Below are 20,463 nucleotides of genomic sequence, written 5' to 3'. Positions count from 1 at the left end.
ATGGTTGAGAGTATCGCTAAATGCTATGGTTCTGCAATAAATATAACAAGCAGTCGATAGAGGCTCACCTCGTCGGCTTTTTCATTGTGTATAGCGGAGAAATTCACGTGGCTGTATTTAATCATGTATCCTTTGACGAACATGAACAGGTTGTATTCTGTCATGATAAAGAAAGTGGCTTAAAGGCCATTGTCGCCATCCATAACACTAACCTTGGTCCTGCCGTGGGTGGATGTAGGATGTGGAACTACCAATCGGATGATGAAGCCCTTACTGACGTATTACGCCTCTCTCGTGGCATGACTTATAAAAATGCCCTAGCAGGTTTAACCATGGGCGGTGGCAAATCAGTGATCATTGCCGATCCGAAAAGACAAGATCGCGAAGCCCTATTCCGCGCCTTTGGCCGTTTGATTAACAGCCTAGGTGGCCGCTACTATTCAGCGGAAGATGTTGGCACTACTACGGCTGATATTATGATCGCCCATGAAGAAACCCCTTATATGGCGGGCCTTGAAGGCAAAAGTGGCGATCCATCACCGTTCACAGCCCTTGGCACTTATTTAGGCATCAAAGCTGCGGTTAAACATAGACTTGGTTTAGACAGCCTTAAAGGCCTTAAAATCGCCGTTCAAGGCGTCGGTCACGTTGGCTATTATCTGTGCAAACACTTGCATAACGAAGGCGCTGAACTGATTGTTACCGACATTCATCAAGCCTCATTAGACAAAGTCGCTACCGACTTTGGTGCCATTGTTGTCGCACCTCAAGAAATCTACGCGCAAGATGTGGATGTGTATGCACCTTGTGCCCTTGGCGCAACCTTAAACGATGCGACCTTACCGCAACTGAAAGCCAAAATTGTTGCTGGCTGTGCCAACAACCAATTAGCCGAAGTACGCCACGGTGAACAACTGAAAGAAATGGGCATACTATACGCGCCAGACTATGTGATTAACGCAGGCGGCATTATCAACGTGTCGTTCGAAAAAGATTACGACGCAGCAAAATCGACTGCTAAAGTAGAAGAAATTTACAACACGCTGCTGAAAATATTCAGCCAAGCCGATGCGCAGAACCGTACAACCGGCGCCGTGGCTGATGAAATGGCGAAAGCCATTATCGAAGCCGCTAAGCAGTAATTTTTCTACGCGTTTATTATTTTTATGCCCGCCAAATATTGAAAAAAGCGACTTCTGGTCGCTTTTTTGTTATCTAAAATTTAATCTATCACTAAGCTCATGGTTTAGCCGCGCTTTTAATTTCGACACAGAATATTCATTTAATCACGCTGGAAAACGTCATATTTGTCTGCTTGAATTAGTCTATCAGGTCCCAGCACAGGATAGCGCTATGATCCGTTTCAAATATGATCTCAACCAAGATGTGGTAGAACTGCAAGCCAGCAATTGGAGTGGTTTAGAGCGGGTCTTCGTTAATGGCCAGATGGTGTCGCACAAGCTTAACTTTAAGCCTCAAAGCGAGCATACCATTCAGCTTAAAGACGGCGCGCCTTGCAAGTTTGAACTGCTTATCGATCCCCAAACTGATGAACTCATGTGCCGAATTTATAAGCAACATAGACTCGTCGCTAGCCTAAAACAAGGCAAAGAAAATTTATTAGCCAGCCGTCGTTATTTACAGCACTCAGTGATAGCCGTCAGTCTGCTTTGCGTCTTTGCACTTTACTTGAATTAATCAAACCAGTTTAATCCCGCAAAGTGAGGCATAGTGGGTGGGATTAAACTGGGAACATGATTTAGATAATCACATACAGATAGAAGTAAAAACGGCTAAACCACAGTTTTCCTCCATACCCATTAGATTCAAAATCTCAAGCCAAACGGTTGATTTTATTTAATAGTAAAATGAATGTCTGTTGTTCATCTTCACTTAGATTTGACAGGAATTTTTCATTGACCCGCTCAGCTTCGCAAATAAGATCTTGCTCTAATGCTTTGGCTTCATCGGTCAAAAAGATTTGGAAGGCACGCCGATTATCGACTTCTTGATGGCGAGTAATAAGACCTTGCACCTGCAACTGATCGAGTAAGCGCGTCATAGTGTAATTTGCCACATCGCAACGCTTAGACAATTCAGTTTGGCTTATGCCCTCTTCTTGCCACAAAGCAAACAGCACAGGCCACAGTTTTATATCGAGTTGATATCGCTTAAGATGCAGATCAAGCTCATTTTGCAGCTCGATATTTAAGTGGGATACAAGATAGCCTAAGCTTTCATAACGATTCAAACAGCACCTCCTACAGCAAAGGTTTAACGCGTTTTCACTTACTCTGCACGCCATCATAGGAACCCAGAGTTAGTTTTAATACTACCACTTAACCCATAATAAACTAGCTTAGACCACAGCAAATTATGTGATTAACCTACGAGCTCATTCCCCATCTAGATCAGATAAATTGAATTCATTCACAAAATTATAGTAACAGGCCCGACCTAATTTGCCCCATAAACCGCGCTCAAGCGGCAAATAAACACTGTCATCGGTGAGCTTCATCTGTTTTATATCGACTTTATGGTGCTGTGTTTCAATACTGGTTCTTACATTGAGCAGCGAATGGGGTTGCGCTCGCTCGAAATCGACAATCAGTAAGGGAGCATCTTCAACCCGCACTCGCACCTTCTCCACTGGGGTAATTAAGAAATACTCATCATCAATGCAATGTAAAATACTGGCGAACAACTTAGCAAACTTTGCTGGCAGCGATGTGCCTAGATAGGTCCAATCACCCAAGGCGTTAATGTCAAACAATGGGGCTTCACTGCACAATGGCGCAACCGAGGTTAGCTTACTATCGGCGGCGAATTGTTTGAGTGTGTGCTGAATACTGTCAGTCATCTTTTCCATCTAGGCCTCCATCATCCATAAAAAAACCAGCCTTGCGGCTGGCTTTAGTGTGACATTCAACACTTGGATATACCAGTGAGGATAATTACGATCTGACTAACGCAATCAAAACGATATAAACACCACTAGATATTTGCTAACTCGAGTAAGGCCTCAAGTGGATGCTTTGGCTTGTAACCAGCAAAACGTTTTACCTGGCTACGGCACGAATAGCCAGACACTAACACTTGCGGCTGCTCAATTTTTGCTAACGTTTGCTGCCAAGACATGTCGAACAAGGCCTTAGATCTCTCGAGGTTTTCCGCCTCATGACCATAAGTTCCCGCCATACCACAACAACCTAAATTGACTGCGGTTAACTTAGCGCCAAAATGGGCAAAGATTTTAGTCCACTCATTGGCGGTATTTGGCTTGGCAGTCGATTCGGTACAATGACTAAACCAAGTATATTGCTTATCTTGCGCAGCTTTTGCAGGTAAATCTTTGATGACATTCAGTAGCCATTCGTTGGCTAACTTGACCTCAAAATTACCGCGATTAGCCCCTAAGACTTCACGGTATTCATCGCGATAACACAAGACTAAGGCAGGATCGATACCGACCATGGGCATGCCCAGTTTATGGACTTGGTTCAAAAAGTCTGCACTCGACTGCGCCGTTTTAGCAAACTTATCTAAAAATCCCTTGATATGTGTTGGCTTACCATTGGGTTTGTAGGGCAATAACACCGGCTTTAAGCCGAGCTTTTCAATCAATTGGATAAAGCGCAGCACAAGACCTGAATCATAGAAACTGTTAAAGGGATCTTGTACCACCAACACAAACTGCGAGCGCTTCTCTTCTGGAATCGCTTGCAACGCAGCTAAGTCGTAACCACGGCTTGCATGACCATCGAGTCTTTGCTTCAAAGTCGGCACAGATAATGCAGGCGCATCCACATAACCAATCGCCTGTTTAATCACCCATTGGCTCAATGGATTTTGTGCAACAAAGTTAGTGAGACGCGGTGCCGCAGCCATCAATGGCAAGCTATCTTCAATCCCGGCAACGAGATAGTCTTTCGCGGGTCTTAAATAGCGTTGATAGTAAATATTGAAGAACTGCGCCCTAAACTTAGGCACATCCACTTTAACCGGACATTGTCCAGAGCAGGCTTTACAGGCTAAACAGCCCTTGAGCGATTCCATCACCTCGTGGGAGTAATCATAATCACGTTTGGCATTGATGGTATTTTGTATGCGCTGCAATATACCAAAAGGTTTCGCTTTTGCGAGGGCATTAACATCAACCCCTTCAGCCTCAAGCAGTCTTAGCCACTCTCTCATGAGCCCTGCACGCCCCTTAGGTGACTGCACTCTGTCACCCGTCACCTTAAACGATGGGCACATGGGCGAATAGCTACTGTAATTAAAACACAGGCCATTACCGTTACAATTCATCACATCGGGGAACGCATCACGCACATCAACGGGGATTTGTCGATCAAACTTACCGCGCTTAGCACTGTCGACATCGTAATAGAGGGCACCTGTATCTTTAGGCGCCACCAGCTTGCCGGGATTGAGTCGGTTTTCGGGGTCAAACAAACCTTTAATATCTTGCAACACACCGAAAAGTTCATCACCAAAGACAGCTGGACCGTATTCACCGCGCACGCCTTTACCGTGCTCGCCCCACATTAGGCCGCCGTATTTAAGTGTCAGTGCCGCGACTTGATCAGAAATGACTCGTAGTAATTTTTCATCTTCAACATCGCACATATCGAGCGCGGGTCGCACATGCAACACGCCCGCATCCACATGGCCGAACATACCGTATTGCAGATTATGCCCGTCGAGTAACGCGCGAAACTCCATAATGTAATCGGCGAGTTTTTCGGGCGGTACCGCAGTATCTTCAGCAAAGGCGATAGGCTTACGGCGACCTTTAGTGGCGCCGAGTAAGCCAACGGCTTTTTTACGCATGCCGTAAATTTTTTCGATACTCGGCTTATCTTGCGTCACTTGGTAACCCAACACACCGCACTCGCCTTTGCTGATCTGCTCAGTTAACACAGCTTCCAAACTCGCGAGCTTTTGCTCAACTTCGACCGTGTCACCTGCAAATTCGACCATATTGAGGCCATCAATAACTTTACCTGGCACTTCTTGGATAAGATCAGCCACTGAATGCCAGACAATATCTTCACGGGCTAAGTTAAGCACTTTTGAATCGACGGTTTCGACCACAGTCGCCCGCGCGGCAACTAAAGATGGCGCATGACGCAATGCCGATTGGAACGAATCGTACTTAATGTTCACCATAGCGCGCTCAGTCGGCAGCGGGGTGAGATTGAGTTTGGCTTCGGTTATCACCGCAAGCGTGCCCTCTGAGCCCGTCAGAATTCGTGATAAATCGAATTGCGTCAGGTTGTCGTTCCACACGTGTTTTAAGTCATAGCCGGTGAGGAAACGATTGAGCTTCGGAAATTGGTTTTCAATCTGAGTACGCTTTTCACGGCATACCGCCGCCACAGCAGAAATCAGTTTCTGCCCCAGCGGATTATCACTGACATTATCGGGGTTACACAGTAGTCCCGCATCTAGGGGATGCGTATCCAGCACACTGCCATCGATCAACACGCTGCGCAGCGCCAGCACGTGATCTGACGTCTTACCATAGACCAGTGAGCCCGCACCCGAGGCATCGGTATTGATCATGCCACCAATAGTGGCGCGGTTTGAAGTGGATAAATCGGGACTAAAAAAGAATCCATGGGGACGCAATGCATCGTTAAGCGCATCTTTAATCACGCCAGCTTCGACTCGAACCCAACCTTGCTCAGCATTCACTTCGAGCACACGGTTCATGTAACGCGACACATCCAAAATCAAACCATGGGTCAGAGATTGTCCGTTGGTGCCCGTACCACCGCCCCGCGCACTGAAGGTCACGCTGCGAAATGCGTCCGTAGCAGCCAGCGTCAATGCAATTTGAATATCCTGCTGATTTTTAGGATAAAGCACGGCTTGAGGCAAAAATTGATATACAGAGTTGTCGGTGGCTTGCACTAAACGGGCGCTGTAACGTTTGTCTATATCACCGGAATACTCACTTTGCTCCAGTGCATCAAGGTATGCCAAATACACTGGCTCTAATGTTTGTTGATGTGATAGCAGGGGTAGCATAGATGGCTTCTGTCAATTATCGTTATGGCGCCATTATAAACAAAAAAAAGCCGCTAAAAAGCGGCTTTTTTAACAAGTTTATAAAATTACTATCTAGATCAACCGTGCGCTTCGGCTAAATACAACCAAGTATCAATCACAGTATCAGGGTTTAATGACACTGTATCTATGCCTTGTTCTACCAACCAAGCGGCAAAATCAGCGTGATCTGAAGGACCTTGACCACAAATACCTATGTAAGCGCCCTTCGCTTTAGCCGCTTTAATGGCTAATGAGAGTAGCATTTTAACGGCTTCATCACGCTCATCGAATAAATGGCTAATGATACCTGAGTCACGGTCAAGGCCGAGTGTCAGCTGAGTTAAATCGTTTGAGCCGATAGAGAAGCCATCGAAATGCTCAAGGAATTGGTCTGCTAACAGGGCGTTTGAAGGCACTTCACACATCATGATGACACGTAAACCGTCTTTACCACGTTCTAAACCTTGCTCTTTGAGCAAGCCGACCACTTGCTCAGCTTCTTTCACTGTGCGAACGAATGGGATCATGACTTCAACGTTTTTCAGACCCATGTCATTACGAACGCGTTTGATCGCTTCACACTCAAGGGCAAAACAGTCACGGAAAGATTCAGAGATATAACGGCTCGCACCGCGGAAGCCCAGCATTGGGTTCTCTTCTTCTGGCTCGTATCGGTCACCACCAACCAAGTTTGCGTATTCGTTAGACTTAAAGTCTGACATACGTACGATCACTTTCTTCGGATAGAAAGCTGAACCGATAGTCGCAATACCTTCAACCAGACGGGCAATGTAGAACTCAACAGGTGATTCGTAACCAGCAATCATTTCGTTGATTTCAGTTTGCAGCGCTGCATCCTGTTGATTGAATTCGAGCAGTGCTTTCGGATGAATACCAATCATACGGTTGATGATGAATTCTAAACGCGCTAGACCCACACCTTCGTTTGGCAAACGAGCAAAATCAAATGCACGATCAGGGTTACCCACGTTCATCATGATTTTCATTGGCAATGCAGGCAGAGAGTCAACACGGTTTGAAATCACTTCAAACTCTTGTTTACCTTCGTAGATAAAGCCAGTGTCACCTTCGGCGCAAGAAACAGTCACGATTTGACCATTCTTGATACGGTCAGTCACGTCACCACAACCCACCACCGCTGGCACACCTAATTCGCGGGCGATAATTGCCGCATGACAGGTACGACCGCCACGGTTTGTGACGATAGCACTTGCGCGCTTCATGATAGGTTCCCAATCAGGATCTGTCATGTCTGTCACTAACACATCACCAGGTTGGATTTGATCCATATCGGCGATTGAGGTTAATACTTTGGCTACACCAGTACCCACTTTATGGCCAATAGCGCGACCTTCACAGATCACAGCGCCACGGCTCTTTAAGTGATAACGTTCAATCAATTGCACATCTTCACGGCTACGAACCGTTTCTGGACGCGCTTGAACGATATACAATTTGCCATCATTGCCGTCTTTTGCCCATTCGATGTCCATTGGACGACCGTAATGCTTTTCGATCACCATGGCTTGTTTGGCTAATTCTTCAACTTCAGCGTCATTGATAGAGAATTGACGACGTTTGTCAGCAGTAACATCTTCAATTTTGACTTGTTTGCCGTGAGCAGCATCATCTGAATACACCATTTGGATGAGCTTGCTACCGATATTACGGCGCACAACAGCCTTGTGACCTAAGGCTAAAATAGGTTTATGAACATAAAATTCATCTGGGTTTACCGCGCCTTGAACAACCATTTCACCCAGACCAAAAGATGAAGTGATAAACACCACATCATTATTGCCAGATTCAGTGTCCATAGTGAACATCACACCTGAAGCCGCTTTATCTGAACGAACCATGCGTTGTACGCCAGCAGACAAGGCAACACCGTGGTGCTCATAACCTTGATGCACACGGTAGGAAATAGCGCGATCGTTAAAGAGTGAAGCGTACACATGCTTGATCGCTGTCAGTACGGATTCAAATCCTTTTACGTTTAAGAAGGTTTCTTGCTGACCCGCAAAAGAGGCATCTGGCATATCTTCAGCTGTTGCAGAAGAACGTACCGCGAATGACGCTTCGCTAGTTTCAGCGGCAAGTTTATCGTAAGCTTCACGAATCGCTTGCTCTAATGCTGGTTGAAATGGAGTGTCGATAACCCACTGTCTGATCTGTGCACCTACTTTAGCCAGCGCATTGACATCATCTACATCCAGTGTGGCTAGAATGTCATAAATCTTCTGGTTAACTCCGCTTTGTTCAAGGAACTCGTTGAACGCATGGGAAGTTGTCGCAAATCCGCCAGGTACTTGAACACCGGCATTGGCCAGATTGCTGATCATCTCGCCTAGAGAAGCATTTTTACCGCCAACCAAGTTGACGTCACCCATGCCTAATTCTTGATACCAGAGTACGTATTGCTGCACAGTTCTATCTCCGCAAGTTTATTTCAGTGGCCCCTTCACACGAGGGCAGCGGCATTTTACACTCCTGTCGAACACGCGTAAATCTATAATTTTATTTGTAATTTTATTACTACAAGAGGTCAGTATGGCACCAAAAGTATTCTATATCTCCGACGGGACAGCGATCACAGCTGAAGTTTTTGGTCATGCGGTTCTCTCGCAATTTCCATTAGAATTTGAGTCACTTACGATTCCATTTGTCGAAACTCTGACGAAAGCGGAGCAAGTTAAGCGACAAATTAATGATTGTTTTATTACAACAGGTGAGCGGCCGTTAGTATTCCATTCCATCGTAAAAGCCGAGATCCGCGACATCATCTACTCGAGTGAAGGGGTTGATTATGATTTTTTGAATACTTTTGTGGCCCCACTCGAACAACATTTAGGTGTTTCTGCCTCTCCAGTTGTACATAGAACCCATGGAAAAGCGAATCACGGCTATGAAGCGCGTATTGATGCCATTAATTTCGCCATGGATAACGATGATGGCCAGACCATGAAACATATGGATCAAGCCGATCTGGTTTTACTTGGGGTCTCTCGCTGTGGCAAAACGCCATCGAGCCTGTATTTATCAATGCAGTTCGGTATAAAAGCGGCAAACTACCCTTTCACCGAAGATGATATGGATAACCTTAAGTTACCTGAAGCGCTGAAACGCAATAAGAAAAAACTGTTTGGTTTAACGATTGATCCCGTGCGTTTACATGAAATCCGTCAGAGTCGAATGGAGAATAGCCGCTATTCATCGCTCAAACAGTGCCGCTTAGAAGTCAAAGAAGTGGAAATGCTGTTTAAACGCGAACGCATTCCTTACATAGACACCACTAATCATTCCGTGGAAGAAATTGCCACTAAAATATTAGATGTCACGGGCCTAGAACGGCATATGTTCTAAGCCTAATAAGCCAAAATCAGCAAAAGAAACCGAGTGAATTTAGTCTAAAAGAAACTAACTTAAATCAAATTCATTGCACAGTTGCCGACAATTAACGCAATTGGCACTGTGCAACTCGGTTCGATTCGTTATAATCCGAGGCAATCTGGCGAAAAGCGCCGCACGCAAGCTCGGTATTTTGAATGACCATAAAAACAGACGAACTACGCACTTCCTTATTAGCAAAAGTCATCTCACCTGCGCAACTGGCATCTGAGTTCCCATTAACTCAAGATGCAGCCGATTATCTGGTTCAGCAACGTCGTGAAGTCGAAGCCATCATTATGGGTGAAGACCAACGTCTATTAGTGATCATAGGCCCATGTTCAATCCACGATACTAAAGCGGCATTAGATTATGCTCAACGCTTAGCCGCGTTACACCAGGAATTGAAAGATGACTTGTGTATCTTAATGCGCGTCTATTTTGAAAAACCCCGCACAATTGTCGGTTGGAAAGGATTAATTTCAGATCCCGATCTCGATGGCAGTTTCGAACCAAACAAAGGTTTACGCATTGCCCGCGAGTTGCTGCAACAAATCACTGAATTAAAATTGCCTATCGCCACCGAATTTTTAGATATGGTGAACGGTCAGTACATAGCGGATCTCATTACTTGGGGTGCGATTGGTGCGCGTACTACGGAAAGCCAAGTCCACCGTGAAATGGCTTCAGCACTGTCCTGCCCGGTTGGTTTTAAAAATGGTACTGATGGGAACATCAATATTGCCGTTGATGCAGTGCGTGCCGCACAAGTGCCACATGTTTTCTATTCACCAGATAAAGATGGCGCTATGGCGGTCTATCGCACCCACGGTAACCCGTTTGGCCATATCATCCTACGTGGTGGTAAAAAACCTAATTATCACGCACAAGATATCGAAGAAGCGCGTCAACAGCTTGCATCTGTTGGGGTAACTCAACGTATGGTTATCGATTTCAGCCACGGAAACAGTGAGAAGAACCATCTCAAACAACTGATGGTCGCCGATGAAATTATGACTCAAATGCGTGCTGGCAGCACTGCCATCGCAGGTATAATGGCTGAAAGCTTCTTACAAGAAGGTAATCAAAAAGTCGTTGAAGGCCAGCCACTCTGTTATGGCCAAAGTATCACAGACGCCTGCTTACATTGGGACGACTCTGAAATTCTGCTACGTAAGCTCGCAGCGGCTTCCCGCGAAAGAAAAGCACTGTTAACCAAATAAATCTGAAGTAAAATAAATCGTCCAATAAAAAACCGATCTCATTTCGGTTTTTTTATTGGAAGCATGACATTATCCTCAGTCATATGCCTACTGCACCTTAAAGCCTGTAGTTTTCTATCTTTAACCACCATAAATCTTTATAATTCGAGCTTATTTTGCTGCATTACCTTAGGTTGCTGTATGTCGCTTACCCCCATGTCCACAAACACCGAAAATACCTCACGAATCGAAGCCGCTGAAACACCCTTTCCTGACGCGATTCAAACTCGAATTGATTCCTCAGAAGCGCGCGTGATTAAAGCAGTATTCCCCTCAATCACCAACCATCACAATACGTTATTTGGTGGCGAAGCTTTAGCGTGGATGGATGAAACAGCCTTTATTGCGGCAACTCGTTTCTGCCGTAAAACCTTAGTCACAGTGAGTTCCGATAGAATTGATTTTAAAAAGCCTATCCCAGCTGGCACACTAGCCGAACTCATCGCTCGTGTGATCCATGTAGGTAATACGTCATTAAAAGTTGAAGTCAACATCTATGTCGAAGACATGTATCAAGACCATCGAGAGCATGCCATACGTGGTGTGTTCACCTTTGTTGCGGTTGACGAACAACGAAATCCTACAAAAGTGTGGACATATGGGTAGTTTTTAGACGATTTTAAAGTATAGGTTAGCCCGTACTTTCGGGCTTTCAATTGAAACTATACTGTCCATCTTTTTCCCTGTAAAACACCGACCAAAGTCTAACAACCAGAAACATATCAAAATTTTGTCCTTATTCCTGAATAAAGCAATAGGATCCTTGATTACTTTTCTGTTACATTGAGTTCAATCTTCACGCGCACCGAACATAATCATAAAAGCCATGAAGCTAGAAAACTTAAATATTATTATCGCAGACGATCATCCATTGTTCAGAAATGCACTACGTCAAGCGCTGACCAGCGCTTTCGAGCATGCACAGTGGTTTGAAGCCGACAGTGCTGACGCACTGCAATCTGTATTGGATGTTCGAAGCATCGATTACGATCTTGTACTGTTAGATCTGCAGATGCCGGGGTCCCACGGCTACTCCACACTTATCCACCTACGCTCACATTATCCTGAGTTACCCGTTGTGGTGATTTCAGCCCACGAGGATATCAATACCATTAGCCGTGCGATTCATTATGGCAGCAGTGGTTTTATTCCTAAATCAGCTTCAATGGAAACCCTAAAAGAGGCGCTAAGTGCGGTGTTATTCGGTGATATTTGGTTGCCTAAAGGCACTGAGATTATTGCTATCAATGACGATGCCATTGATAAAATGGCCAGCAAGTTATCCGATCTCACGCCGCAACAATATAAAGTGTTGCAGATGTTTGCCGAAGGGTTATTAAATAAACAAATAGCCTACGATCTTGGCGTGTCTGAGGCGACCATCAAGGCGCACGCTACCGCCATATTTAGAAAACTTGGCGTTCGCAACCGCACTCAAGCAGTTATTGCCCTTGCGCAACTCGAGATGGATAAAGTCGATTTATCTTAATCGCTAAACCCATAAAAAATGCCGCTTATATTAGCGGCATTTTTTATATCAGTAAATCATTGCCAATTAACGCATTGGCAGATTTTTATCGGCAAACATTTCATCTATGAGCTGTTGATCCCGTAAAGCTACGGCTTTCTCCACCACATCACGGGTTAAATGCGGCGCAAAGTGCTGAATAAAATCATACATATAACTGCGCAAGAAACTGCCCTTCCTAAAACCAATTTTAGTCGTACTGTGGGCAAACAAATGACCAGCATCAATAGCGACTAAATCTTTATCAACATTTGGATCAATGGCCATAGACGCGATGACACCCACGCCTAATCCTAAACGAACATAGGTTTTAAGCACATCGGCACTGGTCGCACTAAAGACAACACGCGGCTCTAAATTTGCCCGATTGAACGCTTTCTCAATTTCAGAAGCACGATCAAAACCAAAGACATAGGTCACTAAGGGGAAACGGGCTAAATCTTCGATACTAATCAAGCTGCCTTGATTGCGGGTCGCAAGAGGATGGTCTTTGGGCACAACGATAGAGCGGTTCCAGTGGTAACAAGGCAACATGATCAGATCTGAATATAAATGCATTGCTTCGGTCGCAATGGCAAAATCTGCATCACCGCGAGCCGCCTGTTCGCTGATCTGCGACGGTGTCCCTTGGTGCATATGCAAGTTCACTTTAGGATAGCGATCAATAAACTGACGAATTATCGTCGGTAATGCATAGCGTGCCTGAGTATCTGTTGTGGAAATATTTAACTCACCTTGATCTGGCTTAGTATATTCTTCAGACACTTTTTTGATACTTTCAACTTTACCTAAAATATCATTGGCAATGCTGATCACTTGCAAACCCGCAGGTGTGACATGGGTTAAATGCTTACCGCTACGACCAAATATTTGGATCCCCAACTCATCTTCAAGCATACGAACTTGTTTACTGATCCCAGGTTGAGAGGTATACAAGTTTTCAGCTGTCGCCGATACATTGAGGTTATGTTTTACGACCTCAGCAATATACCTGAGTTGTTGCAGTTTCATCTTATTTCCTTGTCTCAAACACGCAAAATGCCATTAACAACTGAGCCCTCAAAGCACTCTCAGCTATAATCAATCGTTATAGTATATAGTAAAAATTAAAGCAAATAGGAATATAGAGCACAAGTCTACAGATTCATACGACAGAAATGATAACCTAGGCTAAGATAACTATGCTAGTTTATTGATTTATTGTAGCATTAGCTCAATTGGATAAATAATGGAACATCTATGTCATTCACCTTGGTTCTGATCCTCATCGGTGCGCTTTTACTGCTTGTTATCGGAATTAACGTATTACAGCAACAAAAAGAACGTGTAGAGGCTGAGCGTCGCATTGAATTTGCCCGTCAAAGAGCAATTATCGATGAAACTGAAACTGTGTTATCAAACACAGGAATGATGCCTTGTAGCACGAATATAGTATTGGTTTTGTACCGGCGTGTACAAGATGCCTTGCAGTCTGCAACAGCGATCAGTAATGGCCAACAACAGTCTGACTACCAACGTCGCTTAGCCGATATTAATAATCAAATAACAAGCTTACAGTCTGGACAACCTCAAACTCCTCCAATTGAGAATTTCAGACTACCCGATAATGACAAACAAATTTTAGCGCTTGTTCAAACCTTAAAAAAATTAAAGGCGATACTCAGAGCCGAGCATAATAAAGGTAAAGTCGATCCGAGCATTTTTGCTCAAGAAGAAAGCCGCATCGACAGTTTACAGCTCAGAATTAATGTCGATTCTATGCTTTCTCGTGCCCGCGCGGCCAGTTTTATGAAGCAATATGGCTCATCAAAACAAATGGTAACCAAAGCCCTATCAACATTACACGCCATTAAGGCACAAACGCCTAATGATCCCTTCATTGGGCGTAAAGTCGATGAGGCTAAACAATTACTTGATGAAATTATGGGGGCACAGAAACAATCTGAGCCCAGTGCGCCTAGACCTAAAAATGAAGAAGATGATATCGATATGCTGTTTCAACCTAAAAAGAAATGGTGATCAGTCTCTATTTGCTTACCGTTAAGTTGAATTAGCGACACATTTGCCACTCATGCTACCGCGTCATTGTGAGTCAGTTTGTATCTGTAAGTGTAAAGTACTCAGTAAGTGTAAAGTACTCAGTAAGTGTAAAGTACTCAACATGTTTGAATTATTATCTATAGCAACAAATTGATATCGAAAATGCAAACAAAAAGCCAAGTCATATCTGACTTGGCTTTTTTGTTGTTCTCTTAGCGTTAAGCTAGCTTAATCCGTCGCTATGCGCCTTTCTTGGCCTTATTGGTAGATTCACTCACCCACTTCCCATTGACGTAATGCGCAGACCAACCCGTGGCTTTGCCATCGACTTCAGTCGCAACGTATTGCTCTTTCGTCTTACGGCTAAACTTCACCGCAGCCTTATTGCCTTCATCATCAGTGACTGGCGCATCCGCTAAATACTGATACTTAGGCCATAGCAGCTCACGGTATTGAACCAGTTCCTCAACCAAAGGCGCACGGGTTTCACGTGATTTAGGAAAAGTACTAGCCGCTAAGAAGATACCCGCCGCACCATCACGTAATACGAAATGGGCATCCGATTTACTGCATTTCAGTTCAGGTAAATAAATAGGATCTTCTTTTGGCGGCGCCGCCTCACCATTTTTCAGTAATTTACGGGTATTCTTACACTCTTCATTGGTACAGCCAAAGTACTTACCAAAACGACCATTTTTCAGTTCCATATCGTGACCACAGCGATCACACTCAATCAGTGGACCTTCATAGCCTTTGATCTTGAATTGGCCTTCTTCGACTTCATAGCCTTCACAGATTGGATTGTTACCGCAGACGTGTAACTTACGCTTCTCATCGATCAGGTAACTGTCCATTGCCGTGCCGCAAATACTACAACGGTGCTTCGCACGCAGTGCATCTGTTTCGGCATCTTCACTGTTTTCGCTAATCGCCTCAACGCCAGGCGTGAGGTTCATCGTCGTCTTACAGCGTTCTTTAGGGGGCAATTCATAACCAGAGCAACCAAGGAAAACACCTGTCGTTCCAGTGCGGATCCCCATAGGACGACCACAAGTTGGGCACTTGATATCCGTCATCACCATTTGGTTAAGACGCATACCACCTTCTTCAGGATCCAGCTCTGCTTTTTCTAATTGCTTAGTAAAGTCAGCATAGAAACCATCAAGTACTTTTTTCCAGTCTAACTCGCCCCGAGCCACATCATCTAATGTTTGCTCCATGCTGGCGGTAAAGTCATAGCTCATCAAATCAGCAAAACTGCTCACCAATCGTTCGCTGACAATTTCACCCATTTTTTCGGCATAGAAACGACGATTTTCGACTTTTACATAACCACGATCTTGAATCGTTGAAATGATGGTTGCGTAGGTTGATGGGCGGCCAATGCCGCGTTTTTCTAATTCTTTTACTAAAGAAGCTTCGCTGTATCGTGCTGGCGGCTTAGTAAAATGTTGTTTAGGCTGCAATTCTTTTAATGCTAATACATCGCCTTGTGCCACAAATGGCAACGTATTGTCTTCTTCGTTTTTCTTCTTGAGTGCTGTTTGCACGCGAGTCCAACCATCAAAACGTAAAGTACGTCCAGTAGCCTTGAGCTCATAGTCACCCGCTTTCACGGTCAACTTAGTGGCATCATATTGTGCAGGTGTCATTTGACATGAGACAAACTGGCGCCAAATAAGCTCATATAAGCGCTGAGCGTCACGTTCCATGTCAGATAAGGTCGCTGCTTGCACTTGAACGTTCGATGGACGAATCGCTTCGTGAGCCTCTTGTGCGCCTTCTTTTGATCCGTATCGAATCGGTTCGGCGGGTAGATATTTATCACCAAACTCTTTAGCAATCATATCACGCAAGTTTTCAACGGCTTCTTGACTCAAATTGGTCGAGTCGGTACGCATATAAGTGATATGACCAGCTTCGTAAAGTCGCTGCGCCATCATCATGGTCTTCTTTACACCAAAACCTAAACGTGTACTCGCGGCCTGTTGCAGTGTCGACGTAATAAAAGGAGCCGATGGTTTACTTTGAGTCGCTTTATCTTCGCGGGCCAGCACAGTAAAACTTGCCGCAGATAACGCTTGAACCGCAGCCATCGCTTGCTGTTCATTGATAGGATTAAAGGCAGCATCTAGATGCTTAACCACTTCCATCCGCAAAGCTTCTTGAGCGGGCGTATTGAGCTCTGCGTGTACATCCCAAAATTCTTCAGGCACAAAGGCTTTGATTTCGCTTTCGCGTTCGACCACTAAACGCACGGCAACCGACTGCACTCGCCCAGCGGATAAACCACGAGCGACTTTTTTCCACAGCAGAGGCGACACCATAAAACCGACAACTCTGTCTAAGAAGCGGCGCGCTTGTTGGGCATTAACCATGTTAGTGTCGAGTGTCGACGGTTTACTAAAAGCATCTTGAATCGCAGACTTAGTAATTTCGTTGAAAACAACACGTTGATACCGTGAAGGATCACCACCAATCACCTCTTGCAAATGCCAGGCGATAGCTTCTCCCTCACGGTCTAAGTCGGTTGCGAGATAGATTTGGTCAGCAGAATCGGCAAGTGCCTGTAACTCTTTAACGACTTTTTCTTTACCCGGCAAAATTTGGTACTTAGCCGCCCAGCCCTTTTCAGGGTTTACGCCCATACGAGACACTAGCGCTTGCTGATCTTTCACCTTTTTATATTGAGCTTTTTCTTCTGGCGACATCTTCTTAACTTCGGCAGCGGATTTAACCTTTTCATTGCCTTCTGAAGTCGATGATGTCGGCAGATCACGGATGTGACCTACGCTCGATTTAACGATGAATTCTTTGCCAAGATATTTATTAATAGTCTTAGCTTTGGCCGGTGATTCGACAATAACTAGCGATTTACCCATAGTTTAATTTGCGCCAAAAAATCTCAAGAAGGTGGAAATTGGCACCATATATAGAGGGTTGTACTGATAGTTTCAAGTTAATCCCTCTTTTATATGTACCAGCGAGTCACTTTTTAATCAAAGTTGAAAAAATGTAAAAATATAATATGCGTAATTAAAAACTAATATTTCATTATTTGCCAGCAAGCAAGAAATAGTTATGCATTTATCGTGAAAAAGTCGCTTTGAGCACAAAACCGTCCGCTTGTGCACTCGAAAAGCTTCAGTATACTGGGTTCCCTCAGGGACCATATGAACAAATAATAACTTTCCCTATCACAAGGATAAGCAATGAAGCACTTTGAAGCGAATTTTGATGGACTCGTTGGACCAACACACAATTATGCAGGGTTGTCTTTTGGCAATGTAGCCTCACTTAGCAATGCCGCCTTAGTTTCCAACCCCAAAGCTGCAGCAAAACAAGGACTCCAAAAAGCCAAAGCACTAGCCGATATGGGCATGGTTCAAGGAATATTAGCTCCTCAAGAGCGCCCAGATCTCTATACATTGCGCCGAATTGGATTTTCCGGCTCTGATGCTAATGTATTAAAACAAGCGGCAAAAGAAGCGCCTATGTTACTTAATGCCTGTTGCAGTGCTTCCAGTATGTGGACAGCCAATGCCGCTACCGTCTCACCAAGTGCAGATACACGTGACGGCAAACTGCATTTCACCCCAGCAAATTTAGTCGACAAACTGCATCGCAGCATCGAGCCTTTGACAACGGGGCGCATATTAACAGCAACTTTCAGTGATCCCCACTATTTTCATCACCATAGTCACTTACCTGAGCATAATAGCTTCGGTGATGAAGGTGCCGCAAACCACACTCGTCTCTGCAATGAATACGGCCATGCTGGTGTTGAGCTGTTTGTTTATGGACAAGAAGCCACTAATCCCAATGCACCTAAACCGCAAAAATATCCAGCAAGACAAACCTTAGAAGCGTCGATGGCAGTCGCACGCTTACATCAGCTGGAAGACGATAATTGCGTCTTCATCCAACAGAATCCTGATGTGATTGATCAAGGTGTATTCCATAACGATGTTATCGCAGTAGGTAATCAAAATGTCCTGTTCTACCACGAACAAGCCTTCTTAAATACCCAGAATAAGATCGATGAAATTAAACGTAAACTCGACACTGAGCTGTATTTCATTGAAGTGCCAACCGCGAAAGTAGCAATTAACGACGCAGTCAAAAGCTATTTATTCAATACTCAAATTATTACGTTGCCATCCGGTGAAATGGCGATTATTGCCCCAACAGATTGCCAAGAAAATCCCGCGGTATTTGCCTATTTGAACGAATTACTCACGTTAAACACGCCGATTAAGCAAGTGCTTTATTTCGACGTAAAACAAAGCATGCAAAACGGTGGCGGTCCTGCTTGTCTTCGTTTACGTGTCGCCATGAATGAAGTGGAAGTCGCAGCGGTAAATCAACACACTCTGATGAATGATGCTTTATTTACTCGTTTAAACCTTTGGGTAGACAAACATTATCGAGACAGATTAACCACCCAAGATCTTGCAGACCCTCAGCTAATCATCGAATCTCGAACAGCTCTAGATGAACTGACACAGATCATGAAACTAGGTAGCGTGTATCAGTTCCAGCGTTAGGAATTATTCCTAACGCTGGAACTACATCATTATAAAATTCGACAGACCTACAATAGAAAAAGAGCACCTTAGATGCTCTTTTTATTTGAATAAGGTCCTTAAAACTAGCTGATTCTAATCGGAATAGATAGAACCTGAGTCACTGACCCATTAGGGGTTTCAACCTCAACAATAAGAGTACCTGCATTAGGTTGCTCTTCACCTTTCAGTGTCACACTAAACTCACGTCCCGCGTTATAGTTACTACTTGGCCAAATATATTGAGCACTACTAGCAACAGAACCTGCGCTTGCTTTAAATCTAACAATACTACCAGCAGGCATTTGTTGGTTATGTAAGTCAGATATAGTGAAATAAACAGTAGCGGCATCTTTACCTATTAAGTCAATACGTTGGTCTTTGCTGATGCTGTAACTATCGTCGATAAGCACATCAGCAATCGGAGTCGCATAAGCAGTACTTCCTGACATGACAATCACTAAACTGCCTCTCACATATAGTGATTTTGAATCTGTAATACCATCAGCACAAGCAGCATGTGCAGGCTCAGAGCAGAGTACACCGTTATATTTACTATCTTTTATATCAAAAACACCATTAGAATTAAAATCAATTAACTCTTCTAATTCCCCACCAATTTGTCCACCCGCTTGCTGAGGATTAAAAATGCCATCTTCATTATAATCATTGAAAGCATCATCCAAATCAAATGGCTTACCACTTACATCCTTTTGAGTTAAAAATGCTGTTGCTTCAGAAGAATCAAAGCGACCATTGCCATTAAGATCTGGGAAGGATTCTTCGCCAATCGCAGTTGCAGTAATAGTTGCTCGACCACCATATTTCTGGCCATAATAATTACCTAAATTAGGCGCAAGTATCGCAATAGGATTGCGAATTAATGCGCCTGTTGCGTCAATAAGAGACTGCCCTTCAGGCCTAGTTAACTGACTCGTCCAAACAACACTACATGTACCTTTAACAGTCTGACAAGCATCTTCAATAGAGCCACCTTCAGTGGTAAAAGATACTGTTGTGCCATCTGGAACAGGGTTATTGAATGCATCGGCTAGGCGTGCAGTAACGGTCACTTTGGTGCCATCAACGTTCCAACCTTCAGCATTGAGTACTGTTGCAGAAAGTGAAAAACTGTCTTGATCGGGTATCCCTGTCGAGATGATGAGCTGACTTGATTGACTTGAAATAACTGGCGAAGAGCCAGCAATAGTGCCTGTTACTCTTACCGAAGTAGCAACAGTCCCTGTTCTTACAACTGTCTGAACAATGCCTTGATTGTTAGTCGTTGCACTTGATGGGTCAAGCACTATGCCTCCCGTCGTAGTGTTCAAACTAAAGTTAACTAACTGGTTACTCCCGAATTCAACTCCGAAGTGCGACACTCGACAATTAAGCAGCTAACTGGTGAAACACCACCGCAGGCTGCTTAAACTTCAAACACTTTTTGGGTCGATAGTTAATTCTATTCTGAGCAAATTCGATTAATTCATTACTCACTAGCCTCAAATCAACCCCTTTTTTGACGTACTGCCGCAGTAATCCATTGGCGTTTTCATTCGCACCACGTTCACAAGAACGATAAGGGTGCGCAAAATACACCTGC

Annotated in this window: 14 protein-coding genes and 2 pseudogenes; 8 read left to right on the top strand and 8 right to left on the bottom strand. The window is 44.3% G+C overall.

All coding sequences use genetic code 11. From position 1 onward, the window contains the following. Positions 1-107: 107 nt before the first annotated feature. Both L5M17_RS15440 and L5M17_RS15435 read left to right on the top strand, forming a co-directional pair. Positions 108-1,142 (top strand): Glu/Leu/Phe/Val dehydrogenase dimerization domain-containing protein, encoded by a 1,035-nt coding sequence (locus tag L5M17_RS15440; RefSeq protein WP_028759730.1) that lies wholly within the window; start codon positions 108-110, stop codon positions 1,140-1,142. 211 nt (positions 1,143-1,353) lie between these two features. Beyond that, on the top strand, positions 1,354-1,698 hold the full coding sequence (locus L5M17_RS15435; protein WP_011789104.1) for a hypothetical protein: 345 nt from the start codon (positions 1,354-1,356) through the stop codon (positions 1,696-1,698). Between the two features lie 136 nt (positions 1,699-1,834). Here the strand turns inward: L5M17_RS15435 and L5M17_RS15430 are convergent, their stop codons facing one another. The 4 genes from L5M17_RS15430 to ppsA form a co-directional block, all read right to left on the bottom strand. Further along, on the bottom strand, positions 1,835-2,251 hold the full coding sequence (locus L5M17_RS15430) for a MarR family winged helix-turn-helix transcriptional regulator (RefSeq protein WP_105252679.1): 417 nt from the start codon (positions 2,249-2,251) through the stop codon (positions 1,835-1,837). A gap of 144 nt (positions 2,252-2,395) precedes the next feature. After that, positions 2,396-2,869 (bottom strand): DUF1285 domain-containing protein, encoded by a 474-nt coding sequence (locus L5M17_RS15425; protein WP_263148396.1) that lies wholly within the window; start codon positions 2,867-2,869, stop codon positions 2,396-2,398. A gap of 125 nt (positions 2,870-2,994) precedes the next feature. After that, the gene (locus tag L5M17_RS15420) at positions 2,995-6,036 is read right to left on the bottom strand and encodes an FAD-binding and (Fe-S)-binding domain-containing protein (RefSeq protein ID WP_263148395.1); all 3,042 of its coding nucleotides are present in this window, start codon (positions 6,034-6,036) and stop codon (positions 2,995-2,997) included. A gap of 98 nt (positions 6,037-6,134) precedes the next feature. After that, positions 6,135-8,504 (bottom strand): phosphoenolpyruvate synthase, encoded by a 2,370-nt coding sequence (gene ppsA / locus L5M17_RS15415; protein WP_028759726.1) that lies wholly within the window; start codon positions 8,502-8,504, stop codon positions 6,135-6,137. Between the two features lie 124 nt (positions 8,505-8,628). Between ppsA and L5M17_RS15410 the strand changes: the two genes are divergently transcribed. The 4 genes from L5M17_RS15410 to L5M17_RS15395 all read left to right on the top strand — a co-directional run bounded on the left by L5M17_RS15410 (position 8,629) and on the right by L5M17_RS15395 (position 12,216). Further along, positions 8,629-9,441, top strand: a complete 813-nt coding sequence (locus L5M17_RS15410; protein ID WP_028759725.1) for a pyruvate, water dikinase regulatory protein — start codon at positions 8,629-8,631, stop codon at positions 9,439-9,441. Between the two features lie 182 nt (positions 9,442-9,623). Next, a complete protein-coding gene (locus tag L5M17_RS15405; RefSeq protein WP_028759724.1) occupies positions 9,624-10,688 on the top strand; it encodes a 3-deoxy-7-phosphoheptulonate synthase in 1,065 nt (354 codons plus the stop codon). 180 nt (positions 10,689-10,868) lie between these two features. After that, a complete protein-coding gene (locus L5M17_RS15400; protein ID WP_168825401.1) occupies positions 10,869-11,333 on the top strand; it encodes an acyl-CoA thioesterase in 465 nt (154 codons plus the stop codon). A 220-nt stretch (positions 11,334-11,553) separates the two neighbouring features. Continuing rightward, a complete protein-coding gene (locus L5M17_RS15395) occupies positions 11,554-12,216 on the top strand; it encodes a response regulator transcription factor (protein WP_263148394.1) in 663 nt (220 codons plus the stop codon). Between the two features lie 66 nt (positions 12,217-12,282). Here the strand turns inward: L5M17_RS15395 and cysB are convergent, their stop codons facing one another. Next, positions 12,283-13,266 carry an HTH-type transcriptional regulator CysB gene (gene cysB, locus L5M17_RS15390; RefSeq protein ID WP_028759721.1) on the bottom strand — a complete coding sequence of 328 codons (984 nt, stop codon included), beginning with the start codon at positions 13,264-13,266 and terminating at the stop codon, positions 12,283-12,285. Positions 13,267-13,494: 228 nt separating this feature from the next. On the opposite strand from cysB, the gene zomB reads away from it, so the two are divergent. After that, a complete protein-coding gene (zomB, locus tag L5M17_RS15385) occupies positions 13,495-14,274 on the top strand; it encodes a flagellar motor control protein ZomB (RefSeq protein ID WP_028759720.1) in 780 nt (259 codons plus the stop codon). Between the two features lie 260 nt (positions 14,275-14,534). Here the strand turns inward: zomB and topA are convergent, their stop codons facing one another. Continuing rightward, on the bottom strand, positions 14,535-17,177 hold the full coding sequence (gene topA / locus L5M17_RS15380; protein WP_263148393.1) for a type I DNA topoisomerase: 2,643 nt from the start codon (positions 17,175-17,177) through the stop codon (positions 14,535-14,537). Positions 17,178-17,507: 330 nt separating this feature from the next. Here topA and astB point away from each other — a divergent pair, with 330 nt between their 5' ends. Continuing rightward, the gene (gene astB / locus L5M17_RS15375) at positions 17,508-18,842 is read left to right on the top strand and encodes an N-succinylarginine dihydrolase (protein WP_173244483.1); all 1,335 of its coding nucleotides are present in this window, start codon (positions 17,508-17,510) and stop codon (positions 18,840-18,842) included. A gap of 104 nt (positions 18,843-18,946) precedes the next feature. On the opposite strand, the pseudogene L5M17_RS15370 reads toward astB, so the two are convergent. Together L5M17_RS15370 and L5M17_RS15365 are read right to left on the bottom strand one after the other, a co-directional pair. After that, positions 18,947-20,221 (bottom strand): annotated as a pseudogene (locus L5M17_RS15370) (hypothetical protein); the annotation flags it as partial. A gap of 28 nt (positions 20,222-20,249) precedes the next feature. Then, positions 20,250-20,463: pseudogene (locus L5M17_RS15365) on the bottom strand (IS30 family transposase); the annotation flags it as partial.

Origin of the sequence: Shewanella sp. SW24 (assembly GCF_025653395.1) — a bacterium.
Taxonomy (GTDB): Bacteria; Pseudomonadota; Gammaproteobacteria; order Enterobacterales; family Shewanellaceae; genus Shewanella; species Shewanella oncorhynchi.
This window is presented reverse-complemented; position numbering and strand designations above follow the sequence as displayed.

What these genes read in the sequence shown, in the direction of transcription:
- topA (WP_263148393.1), bottom strand. Translation starts at nt 17,177, where the DNA reads ATGGGTAAATCGCTAGTTATTGTCGAATCACCGGCCAAAGCTAAGACT.
- L5M17_RS15425 (WP_263148396.1), bottom strand. Translation starts at nt 2,869, where the DNA reads ATGGAAAAGATGACTGACAGTATTCAGCACACACTCAAACAATTCGCC.
- L5M17_RS15400 (WP_168825401.1), top strand. Translation starts at nt 10,869, where the DNA reads ATGTCGCTTACCCCCATGTCCACAAACACCGAAAATACCTCACGAATC.
- L5M17_RS15405 (WP_028759724.1), top strand. Translation starts at nt 9,624, where the DNA reads ATGACCATAAAAACAGACGAACTACGCACTTCCTTATTAGCAAAAGTC.
- astB (WP_173244483.1), top strand. Translation starts at nt 17,508, where the DNA reads ATGAAGCACTTTGAAGCGAATTTTGATGGACTCGTTGGACCAACACAC.
- L5M17_RS15435 (WP_011789104.1), top strand. Translation starts at nt 1,354, where the DNA reads ATGATCCGTTTCAAATATGATCTCAACCAAGATGTGGTAGAACTGCAA.
- L5M17_RS15420 (WP_263148395.1), bottom strand. Translation starts at nt 6,036, where the DNA reads ATGCTACCCCTGCTATCACATCAACAAACATTAGAGCCAGTGTATTTG.
- L5M17_RS15395 (WP_263148394.1), top strand. Translation starts at nt 11,554, where the DNA reads ATGAAGCTAGAAAACTTAAATATTATTATCGCAGACGATCATCCATTG.
- L5M17_RS15410 (WP_028759725.1), top strand. Translation starts at nt 8,629, where the DNA reads ATGGCACCAAAAGTATTCTATATCTCCGACGGGACAGCGATCACAGCT.
- cysB (WP_028759721.1), bottom strand. Translation starts at nt 13,266, where the DNA reads ATGAAACTGCAACAACTCAGGTATATTGCTGAGGTCGTAAAACATAAC.
- zomB (WP_028759720.1), top strand. Translation starts at nt 13,495, where the DNA reads ATGTCATTCACCTTGGTTCTGATCCTCATCGGTGCGCTTTTACTGCTT.